Origin of the sequence: Porphyrobacter sp. ULC335 (genome assembly GCF_025917005.1) — a bacterium.
In the GTDB taxonomy this organism is placed as follows: Bacteria; Pseudomonadota; Alphaproteobacteria; order Sphingomonadales; family Sphingomonadaceae; genus Erythrobacter.
In genome coordinates, this window is the sequence record NZ_CP078091.1 from 1,340,464 (window position 1) to 1,352,870 (window position 12,407).

At 68.5% G+C, this 12,407-nt stretch carries 10 protein-coding genes; 3 read left to right on the forward strand and 7 right to left on the reverse strand.

The features are described 5' to 3' along the window. Positions 1 to 18: 18 nt before the first annotated feature. The 3 genes from KVF90_RS06555 to KVF90_RS06565 are packed head-to-tail and all read left to right on the forward strand — an operon-like array spanning position 19 to position 3,034. Positions 19 to 879, forward strand: a complete 861-nt coding sequence (locus KVF90_RS06555; RefSeq protein ID WP_264394041.1) for an alpha/beta fold hydrolase — start codon at positions 19 to 21, stop codon at positions 877 to 879. Then, positions 876 to 2,003 carry a cobalamin-independent methionine synthase II family protein gene (locus tag KVF90_RS06560; RefSeq protein ID WP_264394042.1) on the forward strand — a complete coding sequence of 376 codons (1,128 nt, stop codon included), beginning with the start codon at positions 876 to 878 and terminating at the stop codon, positions 2,001 to 2,003. Before KVF90_RS06555 ends, KVF90_RS06560 begins: the two co-directional genes overlap by 4 nt. Before the next feature lie 59 nt (positions 2,004 to 2,062). After that, positions 2,063 to 3,034, forward strand: a complete 972-nt coding sequence (locus KVF90_RS06565; protein ID WP_264394043.1) for a zinc transporter ZntB — start codon at positions 2,063 to 2,065, stop codon at positions 3,032 to 3,034. 80 nt (positions 3,035 to 3,114) lie between these two features. On the opposite strand, the gene KVF90_RS06570 is transcribed toward KVF90_RS06565, so the two are convergent. The 7 genes from KVF90_RS06570 to KVF90_RS06600 are packed head-to-tail and all read right to left on the reverse strand — an operon-like array spanning position 3,115 to position 12,331. Beyond that, a complete protein-coding gene (locus tag KVF90_RS06570) occupies positions 3,115 to 4,533 on the reverse strand; it encodes an AMP-binding protein (RefSeq protein ID WP_264394044.1) in 1,419 nt (472 codons plus the stop codon). Then, positions 4,530 to 5,351, reverse strand: coding sequence for a GNAT family N-acetyltransferase (locus tag KVF90_RS06575; RefSeq protein ID WP_264394045.1), 822 nt, complete (start codon positions 5,349 to 5,351; stop codon positions 4,530 to 4,532). Before KVF90_RS06575 ends, KVF90_RS06570 begins: the two co-directional genes overlap by 4 nt. Further along, positions 5,348 to 6,646 (reverse strand): diacylglycerol/polyprenol kinase family protein, encoded by a 1,299-nt coding sequence (locus KVF90_RS06580; RefSeq protein WP_264394046.1) that lies wholly within the window; start codon positions 6,644 to 6,646, stop codon positions 5,348 to 5,350. The genes KVF90_RS06575 and KVF90_RS06580 overlap by 4 nt, the downstream gene beginning before the upstream one ends. Further along, the gene (locus KVF90_RS06585) at positions 6,643 to 7,731 is read right to left on the reverse strand and encodes a DUF3419 family protein (RefSeq protein ID WP_264394047.1); all 1,089 of its coding nucleotides are present in this window, start codon (positions 7,729 to 7,731) and stop codon (positions 6,643 to 6,645) included. The genes KVF90_RS06580 and KVF90_RS06585 overlap by 4 nt, the downstream gene beginning before the upstream one ends. Beyond that, a complete protein-coding gene (locus KVF90_RS06590; protein ID WP_264394048.1) occupies positions 7,728 to 10,139 on the reverse strand; it encodes a PEP/pyruvate-binding domain-containing protein in 2,412 nt (803 codons plus the stop codon). The genes KVF90_RS06585 and KVF90_RS06590 overlap by 4 nt, the downstream gene beginning before the upstream one ends. Continuing rightward, positions 10,136 to 11,065 (reverse strand): UbiA family prenyltransferase, encoded by a 930-nt coding sequence (locus KVF90_RS06595; RefSeq protein WP_264394049.1) that lies wholly within the window; start codon positions 11,063 to 11,065, stop codon positions 10,136 to 10,138. Before KVF90_RS06595 ends, KVF90_RS06590 begins: the two co-directional genes overlap by 4 nt. A 3-nt stretch (positions 11,066 to 11,068) precedes the next feature. Next, on the reverse strand, positions 11,069 to 12,331 hold the full coding sequence (locus tag KVF90_RS06600; RefSeq protein ID WP_264394050.1) for a hydroxymethylglutaryl-CoA reductase: 1,263 nt from the start codon (positions 12,329 to 12,331) through the stop codon (positions 11,069 to 11,071). Positions 12,332 to 12,407: the final 76 nt, after the last annotated feature.

The following is a 12,407-nucleotide window of genomic DNA, read 5'->3' on the forward strand; positions in this document are numbered from 1 at the left end:
GCAACAGGGCCGCCGCTAATGCCTGCTGCCCATGTTGCCGCGCCTGAGCCGGTGCAGTTCGTCGATGTCGCGGTCCCCGGCGGCGTGCTGTCCGTTGCGGTGGCCGGGGCCAGATCGCTGGGGCGCGCGCCGCTGATCCTGCTGCACGGCTGGACGCTCGATCACCGCATGTGGCAGCCGCAGATCGCCGGGCTGGGGCAGGAGTATTTTCTCGTCATGCCCGACCGGCGCGGGTGCGGGCGCACGGCAGCCCCGCCAGACCTTGGGCGCGAAGCTGATGACGTGATCGCCATCGCCGATGCGCTGGAGTTGGATCGCTTCGCGCTTGCCGGATTGTCGCAAGGGGCAAGCGTGGCGCTGGATGTGGCGCGGCAATATCCCCACCGCCTCAACGCCGTGGTCGTCTCGGGCACGCCCTTGCCCGGACTGGTGGCACGCGACGAGCCTATCGATCTTGATCGCTATGCGGCGCTGGCGGCGGCGGGCGACATGGCGGCGCTGCGGGCCGACTGGGCACGCCATCCGCTGATGCAGGCCCATGCGCCGGCCGCGCGCGATCTGCTGGCGCTGATGCTGGCCGATTATGACGGTCGCGATCTGCTTGCCCCGTCCGACCCGCCCGAACTGTCCGGCGCCGTGCTGGGCGCGCTGGGCGTGCCGCTGCTGGCCGTGACCGGAGAGCATGATACCGCATGGCGGCGCGCCTGTGCCAAGGCGCTCGCCGCGGTCGTCCCGCGCGCGATGCACGGGTTGGTCCCGGGCGCGGGCCACCTCGCCAATGCTGACAATCCCGAACGCTTCAACGCGATGCTGGGCGCCTTCCTGCACAACGCTGCTGCGCAATTGTCTTCCCCTTTGCAAACAAGGCCGAACCCATGACCACCAACCGCTTCCTCACCACCCACGTCGGCAGCCTGCCGCGCCCCGAAGCCCTGCTCGATCTGGTTTTCGCGCGCGAAGGCGGCGAGGCGGTGTCCGAGGCTGATTTCGATGCCGCCGTGGAAGCGGCCACGGCCTATGTCATCAAGCGCCAGATCGAAGCCGGGGTCAGCATCGTCAATGATGGCGAGCAGTCCAAGCCCAGCTACGCCACCTATATCAAGCACCGCCTGTCAGGCTTTGGCGGGGAGGCGGGGCAGTATGAATTCGCCGATCTGGAAGCCTTCCCCGGCGCCAAGGCCCAAGTGTTCGGCAACAAGGGCCGCGCCAAGCGTTCCGCACCCGCCTGCACCGCGCCCATCACCGTGATCGACATGGAAGCCCCGCGCATCGATGCCGAGCGATTGGTGCGCCTCGCGGATGGCCACGCCACCTTCATGTCCGCCGCATCGCCGGGCGTCACCGCACTGTTCTTCCCCAACCAGTACTACGCCAGCGACGAGGAATATGTCTTCGCCCTCGCCGAAGGGCTGCGCCACGAATACGAGACCATCGCGGCCGCCGGGATCACCTTGCAGGTCGATTGCCCCGATCTCGCGATGGGCCGCCATGTGCAGTTCACCGACCTGAGCCTTGAGGAATTCCGCAAGCGCATCGGCATGAACATCGCCGCGCTCAATCACGCGGTGCAGAACATCCCTGCCGAGCAACTGCGCATGCATCTGTGCTGGGGCAATTACCCCGGCCCGCACCATTGCGATGTCGCCTTGGGAGAGATCGCCGATATCGTCTGGACGGCCAAGCCGCAGACCGTGCTGATCGAAGGCGCCAACCCGCGCCACGCGCATGAATTCGTCTTCTTCGAAACCAACCCGCTGCCCGATAACAAGGTGCTCTGTCCCGGCATGGTCGAACCGCAGAGCCCCTATATCGAGCACCCCGAACTGATCGCCCAGCGCATTGGCCGCTACGCCGATCTGCTCGGACGCGAGCGGGTGATGGCGGGGGTCGATTGCGGCTTCTCGGTCCATGCGGGCAGCAATGCGCTCGATCCCGAAATCGTCTGGGCGAAGCTTGCCGCGCTCGCCGAAGGGGCAGAGATCGCCAGCGCCAGGTATTTCTGACCGGCTTTTCCCCCGCCGCCGCTTGCCGACAGCGCAGCGGCGGCGCTAACACTGCCGCGATGGACGCAATCATCCGCCCGATCACCGTGCAAGCGCTTATGGTGCGCGGCGGTGTCGTCACCGAAATCGGGCCGGGTGATGTGGCGAATTTCACCGGCCCCGGCTTTGTCTGGCTCCATGTCGAGGGGGTGGGCCACGGCGAGTCGATGGACTTGCCCGACTATGTCCCGCCGATGGCCGCGAACGCGCTGGTGGCAAGCGAGACCCGCCCGCGCTGCGACGAGGTGGATGACGCGGCGCTTATCAACCTGCGCGGCACGGCTGTCGATACGATGCAGGACAGCGACGGGCTGGTCTCGATCCGCGTCTGGGTGGAAGGACAGCGCGTCACCTCGGTCAGCCGCCACCGCATGGCCGCGCTCGCCAAGGTGGAAAGCGCGATGCGTGCCGGTCGGCTGACCGACGGGGGCGATTTCGTGGCGGCCCTGGCGCAGGCGATCTCGGTCCAGCTCGATCCGCAAGTCGCCGATCTGGGCGACAGCCTCGACGATTGCGAGGGCATGCTCGACGGCGGGGACATCTATGCGCTGCGGCGCAAGATCGCCGCGATCCGCTCGCAGGCGATCGTGCTGCGCCGCTTCGTCGCCCCCGATCGCGATGCGCTGGCGGAAATGGCCCAGCTCGAATTCGACTGGATCAGCAAGGAAGACCGGATGCACCTGCGCGAGGCGGCGGACCGCTTTGCCCGCATGGCCGAAGAACTGGAATCGGTGCGCGAACGTGCGGCGCTGCTCCACGAACAGCTCACCGATCTGCGTGCCGAAAAGATCGACCAGCGCAGTCTGGGGATCGCGGTGACGGCGTTCATCTTCCTGCCGCTGACCTTCGTGACCGGGCTGCTCGGCATGAATGTCGAGGGCATCCCCTATGCCGGCCACCCGTGGGCGTTCTGGGGAGTGGTTGCGTTCTGCCTCATCATCGCGCTGATCGTGATGGGCTGGTTCGCGTGGCGCCACTGGCTTGAGGATTAGACCCCTCCTAGACCCCCTCCAGACCCCCCTTACCCCGTTTTGACCGGTGTTTCATGTGAAACAGAGGGCCGCTGTCAGGCCTAAGCCCGCACCATTTGCGCAAGCCGGGCATAATCGACCTTGGAACGGTGGCGGCGGTCAAGCGGGATGGATTTGAGCGGCATGGTCCGTTCCACGCCAAGCCGTGCTGCTGCCTTTTGCCAGTCGGGAAGGTGCACCGGATCACCCTCGATCGCGAGGCAGGATTGTCCCTCCAGCCCGCACAGCGCTGCGCGGCGGACCCCCGGCCAACTGCGCGCGGCCGTCTCGATGGCGAAGGGCCAAAGCCCCCCGATCCGCCCCTGCGTCCGGCCCAGCAGCCACAGCCGCCCCTCGGCATCGAAGCGCCCGCCATCGCCGGTGCGGTGCCAGACGGTGCCGTGTTCGTCGCGCGTTTTGGTCGCGGCATTGTCGGCAGGATCGACATAGGTTTCAACGACATGCGAGCCTGCGACAAGGATCTCGTCATCGACAATCCGCACCCGCACCGCCGCCACGGGAGGGCCAGCCAGCAGGCCTTCCCCCGCAGCGATCCGGGCGCGGTCGGCAGGGGCGAGGGCGCTGACCTCTAGCTCGGCAATCGGCTCGGCCTCGGTCGAGCCATAGACCGCCATCACGCGGAGGGCGGGGTTCTGCGCCGTCAGCCGGTCGACCACATCGGGGAACACCGGACCGCCGCCGGTGAACAGCGTGGTGACGCTGGCTGGCAGCGGCGCATCGGTGAGCGCCTCGGCCAGCACGGGCGGGAGCAGCAGGCGGGTGACGCCCTGCCGGGCGCAATGCTGGCGTATCGCCTCAGGCCGGGCGCGGTCGGGACGGCGCAGCGGCCAGTTGGGCAGCACAGAAGTCACTCCGCTGCCGAGATTGGCGAGGACGAACACGGGAAAGGCAACCAGATCAACCTCTTGCCGGTCGCTCGCCAGCAATGGTCCCACCGCACGATTCTGCGCGGAGAGGAAGCCGTGGCTACGCAGGATCGCCTTGGCCCGCCCGGTCGATCCTGAGGTGAAGCTCATCAGCGCGGGGTGGTCGTCCGGCCAGTCGGGCGAAAGCTCCGTGCCGCGCAGCATTCCGCCTTTCAGCGGCAGGCGCGGCACCGCAAGCAACCGCGGCACCAGCAGTGGCAGCACCCTGAGCATCCCCGCCCCGATCCACGCCTTCACGTCAGCCGCAGCAAGCGCGGTCCTGACGCCCTTCAGCCCCATCGCAGGCTCCGGAAGCACTGCCACCGCCCCCAGCCGCCACAGCGCGGCGAGCGCGGCGTAGAGATCGGGCGTCACCCCCATCGCGATCAGCACCCGGTCGCCCGGCCCGATCCCGCGCTTGGCCCACTCGTCGGCCAGGAACCCGGCGCGGTGATAGAGGTCTGTAAAGCTGACACTGTGCCCCTTGCTGTCGATGATCGCAGGCCGATCCCAATGGGCGGCAACAGCAGCGTCAAAGGCGGCGAGGATCGTCAAGCGGGGCGGTGCCCGAACAGGGTGTAGCGCCGGAACACCTCCGCCCCGTGCTGGCCGCTCCGCACCAGCGAGACATTGTCGGCGTGCATCAGCGCGTGGATCACATGGGTGCAGCCCAGCCCCCGCGCTGCCTCGTGGAAATGGTGCGCCAAAAGGTGCCCGATCCCGCGCCGCACCCCCGCATAGGTCTTGAGCACAGCGCGGGTCGGCATGGCCGGATCGCGGTAGCCGAGCAGGAAGCCGACGATACCGTCCCCCTCCCGCGCCAGAAACACCAGCCGCGGATCGAGCAGCGGGAGCAGCGGCAGGTAGAGGCCGAGGAACTGCTCGCGCGTGATTGCTTTGAAGAACTGCTTGTCCGCGAAAGACCCGCCCGCAAAGGCGAAGACCTGTTCAAGCAGCGGCTGCGCATCCTTGCCGTCCCACGGTTCGACCGTGATCCCTTCGACCGGAGCGGGCTCGGCCTGCGGGGTGTCGAGCGCCAGGCGGGTCGAGGCGTAGTGCGCGACCGGTTCAAAGCCCGCCAAGGCCAGCGCTTCGGCCACATGCGGATGGGCGGCGGGCTCCAGCAGGAAGGCGGGGCTACCGTCACTCTGCGTCACCGTGCGGTAGGCGTGCCAGGTGTCGCCATCCATCGGCGCAAGCACCGGGCGCCCGCCTGCCCGGACCAAAGCCTCGGCCAGCAGCGCCGCACCGGCGGCGGGGTCGTCAAAGGCTAGCGTTCCCAGTGCCACCGCAGGGACCCCGTCCCAGGCCGGGCCGTCGTTGTAGAACCGCAGGCTCGCGCCCTTGGCGCGCATCTCGTCGAAACCGCTCATTGCATCCCCAAGGTTGCGAAATAGGCCGCGAAGGGCACCAGATTGGCCGCAACTCCCAGTCGCGGGGCGCGCCAGCGGTCGAACCATGCGGTGCGCGTCAGCACCAGCGCGGTGACCAGCAGCAGGCTCACGCCCGCTGCCAGCGGCAGGTGCACCGACTGGAGCGCATGGCCGGGAGCGAGCCCCAGCAGCCCGACATAGCCAGCCACCGCCAGCGCTGCGAGCGCAACGCCCGCCACGATCCTGCCGTGGGTCGCCACCAGCAGCAGCCCCAGCGCCATCCCCGCCATGCCGAGATTGTAGAAATTGAGCGCGCTCGCCCCGATGGTCTCGCCAACGAAATACCAGATCAGCGCCGCACCGCAGAGGGTCGCGATGAAATCGAGATCGCTGTGCGGGCTGGCACAGGGCCGCCGCCGGGCAAGCAGGTGCGCGCCCATCGCCAGCATCGGCACCGCCGCGCCGTAAGGCCCGCCCGCGCCCAGGAACAGGAAAATCGCGATCACGAAGGCGCGGCTGGCATGAACCGACAGCGCCAGCCGCCGCGCGATCAGTGCCACCGCGATCACCGCCACGCCGAATTGCAAGCCGATCAGCGCGAGCTCCACCGGTGCTGCAAAGAGGTAGCCCTTGATGAAGAATTGCAGGCAGATCGGCACGAACAGGTTATCGAGCCCGCGCCAAGAGACTGCCTCGACAATCGCGCCGAACGCCGCAATCGCCAGAGCGAGCACCACCACGTTCACGCGCGGGGCATCGGTCAGCAGCAGCAGCATGGTCATCGCCACGATCACGCTGACCATGAAGAAGGCGACCACCCCCTCCCAGCTTTTCACCCCGTCCTCGACAGCAAAGCGGCTGCGGCCATAGGCGCTGCCGGTCAGCGCGGCGGCGGTATCGGAAAGGGTGATGATTGCGAGCGGCAAGGCGTAGTAGATGTATTCGCCGCCCGATTGCAGGAACACGAAGCCGATGGCGAGCGCCAGCCAGATATCGCCGAGCGATCGCCGCTCGACCGCGTGGATCGCCTTGCCGAGGCCGCTGGTGCGCACCTGCGGCAGACGCAGCCAGCCCATCAGCGCGAGCGCGATCAGCAGCAAAGCCACCACCGGCCATGCGGCATCGAACATCAGCGGCAGGGCCATGGCATAGAGGCCGATGGCGACGTGAATGGTCTTGCGGCTGACCTCTGCGTGCCAGCCAAAGCGCTCGCCCGCGTAACGCACGGCGGCGATCACGCCCATCAGCAGCGCGACCGATCCGGCGAGCAGTGCCAGGCTCAGCGCGATGCTCAAGGCAAAACCTCGTCAACATGGAAGGCCGAGTAGAAGAACGCCTGATCGCGCGCGGCAAGCGGCGCGGCGATATCGGGACGGGGCTGGACGCGCGGGGCGTATTCGGGCGGCATGGCGCGCGGGGCCATCATGTTCCAGTAGACGAGCCGCGCACCCGGGTTGGAGGCGGAAAGGATGGCGCCATAGGCTGCGCGGAATCCCTCGGGCGACATGTATTCGAAGATGTCCGAGAGGTTCCAGCCATCGACACCGCCGCTGGCCGCTTCCTCCAGGGGGCCGAGGTGGAGGCGGATACGACCCACCCGCTCGGCAATGGTTGCATGATGCTCCGCCCGCCATGCGAGCGGCAGGGCAGGGCCGTGCGTGCCGGTCAGCACATAGCGCAGGTAGGGATTGGCGACCGGGTCATTGGCGACGAAGGCATGCTCGATGCGCCGTGCGACATGGTCTGACACGCTGCCATCCACCTGATCGAAGAACGCCGGATCGCGGCCCAGTGCGCCCATCGCGGTCCGCGAGAAGAACGCCTTGAGCAGCCAGCGCCAGCGCCAATTGTTCCAGCGCTTGGCGAGGAAGCGTGCGCGATCGGCTTGGTCGCGCGGCTCGAACACCGCTTCGACGGTGCGGCGGGAATGGACGAAGGGAAGCAGGCGGCGGTGGAACAGGCGGAAGTAACGTTCAAACTTGCCGACCCCGCCCGCGCCGTGGGCGATCACTTCAGGGCGCAGCGCGGCCCAGAAGGCGGCGGTTTCGGCGTCGCATTCTGCCAGCACCCGATCGAGCAGCGCGCCTCTCCGCGAGGAGGGGGCCGCGCCAAGCAATTCGGTCAATTCGGCATGATCCAGCAGCGGGAAGGCCGTCAACCGCAGCTTCAGGCACGCGAGCTGCGCGGGCGACAGGTCGGCGGCGATCACCTCGGCCGGATCGCACAGCAGCATCGCCAGCGCATTGTCGCCTGCCGAGCAGATCGACACCAGCCGCCCGCCGGGGCGCGGGCCGATGGCGTTGACCAGCACATCGGCATCTTCCCACAGCTGGGCATAGCGGATGTGATCGAAGGCGGCCTTGGTGGCAATCTCGCTCATGCTTTGCTCACCCTGCCGGTTGCGCCGTCCACGGTCAGGCTTTCCCCGTCCACGATCCACCGCGTTGCATCGGAAAGCCCGACGACGCAGGGAATACCCAGCTCGCGCGCAACGATGGCGCTGTGTGACAGCAGGCTGCCGCGCTCGACCACGATGGCGCCCGCGCTGGCGAACAGCGCGATCCATCCCGGATCGGTGTGCCGCGCCACCAGTATCTCGCCCGCCGCGATGCTCTGCCCGCGCGGGTCAGCGATGACGCGGGCGACCGCGGTGATGGTGCCTGCGGACGCGCCGGTGCCGGAGCGGGTGCGTTCATCGCTGGTGGCGGCTTGCGGCGCAGCGAGGGTCGCGGCAGCGCAGGCGGGGCCTTCGGTGATGATACGTTCGGGCGGGTCGGGCAGGGCAGCGGCGCGCTCCATTTCGCGGCGGCGCACTTCGGCGAGGCCTGCGAGATCGGCGGTGACACCGAAGCCCTCGATCGCGCCGAGCACTTCGGGCAGGGTCAGCAGGAACACGTCGCGCGGTGCACCGATGAGGCCCATCGCGTGAAACTGCGTGCCCATCGCCAGCAGCACGCGGCGCGCGCGGCCGAAGATACGGGTGCGCTCGTACCGCAGGTTCTCGCGGTCGCGCACGCGGTCCTTCGCCCAGCGCACCAGCCAGCGGGCAACGCGGCGTTTGACCGGTTTGCCCTTGAGCGCGCTGTCGAGCCGTGCCCAAGCATCGCCGCGTTCGGGCGCGGGGCCATGGCGGCTGCGCGCGGCGGCGGCAATGGCGGCGAACAGCGGGGTGGGGTCTTCGTCGAGCGTGACGCTTTCCAGCTTCAACTCCTCGGTGCAGCGGTCGCCGAATTCGGCGATGTAGCCCGCGACGCCCGGCGCGATGGCGCTGGCCTCCACGCCCGCGCGGTCCTGCGCATCGAGCGCTTCGAGCAGCGCCGCATCGTCCCGCGCGGTCTCTCCCATGGCGCGGATCAGCTGAGCGGGGCGGGCCGAGATGATGTCGCCTTGCCCGATCAGCACATCATTGAGCGCCGCCGTGCCCTCGGCCCCCGCCCAGTTCTCGAGCGCTTTGCGCGCCGCGCCAAAGGCAATCATGCACAGGAAATCATTGACGATCGGCGCGTCCCAGCGGTCGAGCAGGTCGGCCTCGATCCGGCGGTATTCCGCCGCGAGTTCGGTGAGCGACAGGGTTGCCACCCGCTCGGGCGTGGTCGCCGCCAGCGCCCGGTCGAGCCGCTTGCGAAACAGTGCCGACGTTTCGGGCAGAGCGCGCGACGCCCGCCACAACCGCCACGCCGAACGGGCCATGCGGACATATTCGCGGAAGCGCTGGGGCTGGCCATGCTCGATCTGCCCCAGCAGCCGTTCGGGCAGGGGGGCGCTTGTCCCCATCATCCCGTCCATGAAGCCGCGGTTGAGGCTGTATCCCGGCAGCATCGCCAGCGCGCGGTGCCAGTTGCCGAGGTTGTAATAGACCCGCCCCTCGATGCGGGAGAGCATGTTCTCGAACACCACCCGCTCGGCACGGATGCGTTCCGGCTCCACCCCTAACAGAGCCACGAAGGCCATATAGACCCGCGCATAGGCGTAGCTGGCGAAGGAGAAGGTTAGCGGGGCGACGATGCCGGGATAGCTCTCGACGATGTTCGAATTGTCGAACACCATGAAGCCGGGGTCGGCCAGCGGCGCGGGGCGTAAGGGGGATGTGATCGGGCGGCTTTGCAACAGGTAGAGCTGCCCTTCGGCAAAGGCCCATTCGATATCCTGCGGCCCGCCGAAAGCGGCTTCGGCGGCGAGGCATAATTCGGCGACTTCGCGCACCTGAGCCGGGGTCATCCCTTCGCCTTCGCCGGTGGTAGCGACCACCTCCAGAGCAGGGCGCGCCAGCCACCAGCCGCTCCCGTCGACCTCGCCTGCCACCAGCCGGTCACCGAGGCCGCGCGTGGCTGACACCACAACCCGGTCGCGGCGGCCCGCCACCGGGTCTGCGGAGAAGGCGACGCCGGCGTGATCGGCCGGGATCATGCGCTGTACCACCACGGCGGGTGGCGCGCTTTCGGCAATGCCCCGTTCGCTGCGATAAGCGGCAAGGCCCTCGCCAGCGCCCGATGCCGCAACCTGCGCGATCGCGTCGGCAACCGCTCCAGCGGGGACATTCAGCAGGCTTTCGAACTGACCGGCGTGGCTCGCTTCGGCCCCGTCTTCCGCCAACCCCGATGATCGCACCGCGTAAGGCCCCGGACCGAGTGTTTCGAGCGCATCGGCCAGTGAGGCCGGATCAGGCATCCCGCCCGAGGGCACGACAAAGAACGGCGGCACGGCAAAGCCCGCCGCGCTCGCCCGGGCCAGCGCTTGGCCCTTGCCCCCCGCTCCCGCCGTGTTGGCCGCCGCCCCCGCAAGGATCATCCGAAGGCCGCTCCCGCAAACGGCGCAAAGCCTGCTGCGCCGTAGCAGGCAAACACCCACAGGCCCGAGGCATCCTCCAGCGCCTTGGCTCGCTCCGGCGTAGCCTGCGCGCGGTAACGCAGCGCTGCTCGCACGGCATAGACCACCGCGACCAGCCCGATCCCGCCCGTCAGCCATGGCGTCCGCGTCGCCCAGCCAACCGCGAGCAGCAGCGCAAGCGCCGCCATGAGGCACGCCAGCCACAGCACCGCGCCCCGCGCGGGGCCGAGGATACGGCTGTAACTATCCACCCCCTCGCGCTCGCTCTCCGGCGCCCACAGCTTGCGCCCGATCTCCAGCACGCAGCCATTGGCAAAGCTGAGGAACAGGAACAGCCACAGCCCCGCTGGCGGGGTGCCGTGCGGCGTCCACTCGACCCCGGTGATGACGAGGTCGATCAGCGGCATCACCGCCATGTGGCTGACCAGATAGGCAAAGGCCCGCGCCTTCAGCCAGTCGGCCACGAAGAACTCGAAGCTCATCAGCGTCATCCACAGCCACGCTGCGCCGAGCAGTCCCAGCAGCAGCAGCGGGCCGACCGACAGCGCGGCCAGCGCGGCGACGGCGGCGCTTGCGATGCCGAGCGCGATGATCGTCTCCAGCCGCACCAGTCCGCGCGGGATCGGGCGTTCGGGGCGGAAGCGGGCGTCGTCTTCCTTGTCCTTGATCTCGTCGAGCACCCGCAACTGGAAGAAGAAGGCGAGTGTGATGACGAAAGCGGCGAGATAGGCGGCCAGCGGCGGGGCGCCGCGCCCGGCAAGGTGCGCCGAAACACTGACGCTCGCGCCTGCAAAGACGGCGCAGAGCACGGCGGTCTTGCCGAGCGGGAAGCGTTCGGCCTGATAGGTCCACAGGCGGGCGGGCAGGGAGGGGCGGGCGGTCGCCATGCGTCAGCCGCGCGTCCGGGCGAGCTTATGGTGCGCGCTGGTGAAGACCCCGCTGGCAATCGCCGCCATGATCGAGATTTCGCCAGCAAGACACAGCCCCGCGGTCACTTCCGCAAGCGCCCGCGCCTTGCCGCTGCCCGCAAGGCCCATCAGGTCGAGCGCTGCGCGCTGGTGCGGCATCCCCGTTCCGCCGCCCACCGTGCCGACCATCAGGTTGGGCAGGGTGACGCTCATGAACAACGCGCCGTCCGCGCGCGCCTCCATCCGGGTAAAGCCGACGGCGCTCTCGGCCACGCAGGCCGCGTCCTGCCCGGTAGCGATGAACAGCGCGGCGAGGCCGTTGGCAAAATGCCCCTGCGCGCCGATCTGGCCTGACAGCGTCGCGCCCAACTGCGCCACCCGCGCATAGGCAAGCATGGTTTCTGCCGACGTGCCAAGCGTGCGGCGGATCACCTCTTCGGGCAGGGTGACGCTAGCGGACACCTTGCGCCCGCGCCCGCCGATCAGGCCCAGGTAACTCGCCTTCTTGTCGCCCGAGAAATTGCCCTCGATGAACCAGTGCAGCGGCTTCACCGGTGTGTGCGCGATGATCCAGCGGCACAGCGCATCGGTAGCGATGGTGACCATGTTCTGCCCGGATGCATCGCCGGTGGTGTAGCGGCAGACAAGGAACACGGTGTCGCTGTCGATCATCGGCTCGATCGATTGCAGGCGGCCGTGGCGGGTGGTGGCGTGCGCGGCGGCGGCCAGCTCGGCTTCATGCTGGGTAGCCCAGGCGACAAAGCTTCCGGCTTCGGCCAGCGAGGTAAAGACGAAGGCGGGCGCGCGGGCGACATTCTCGCCCAGCAGCGCCGCGCTCGTCCCGCCGGCCTGATTGATGGCGTGCGCACCGCGTGCATAGGAGGCGACCAGCGCCGCCTCGCTAGTGGCAAGCGGTAGCCAGTAATCGCCCGATGCATGGAGGCCGTTGACCCGCAGCGGCCCCGCCACGCCCAGCGGCAGGGCGGTCATGCCGATCGGATTTTCGATATTGCCCGCGCATTGTCCGAGCGCGGCGAGCGCCTCTTCGCTGGCAATTGGCCCCGTCGCTCCGGTGCCTGCATCGGCCCACCATTGGCGGATCGCATCGGGATCAATCCCGCGACGGACGGTGAAGCGCTTCGTCCCCGCCGTGCCCGCACCGCCAAGCCGCGCGCTCAAGGCGTCTGCCGCACCGGCACCCCCCAGCGATTCGATGAAAGCCAGCAGACGCCGGGGAAACAACACACTCATTCTCCCACGCGCCGGCGGGCCCGGCACGTAAGGGGCTTAAACCATGAGTGCTTAAATTAATGCAACGCCA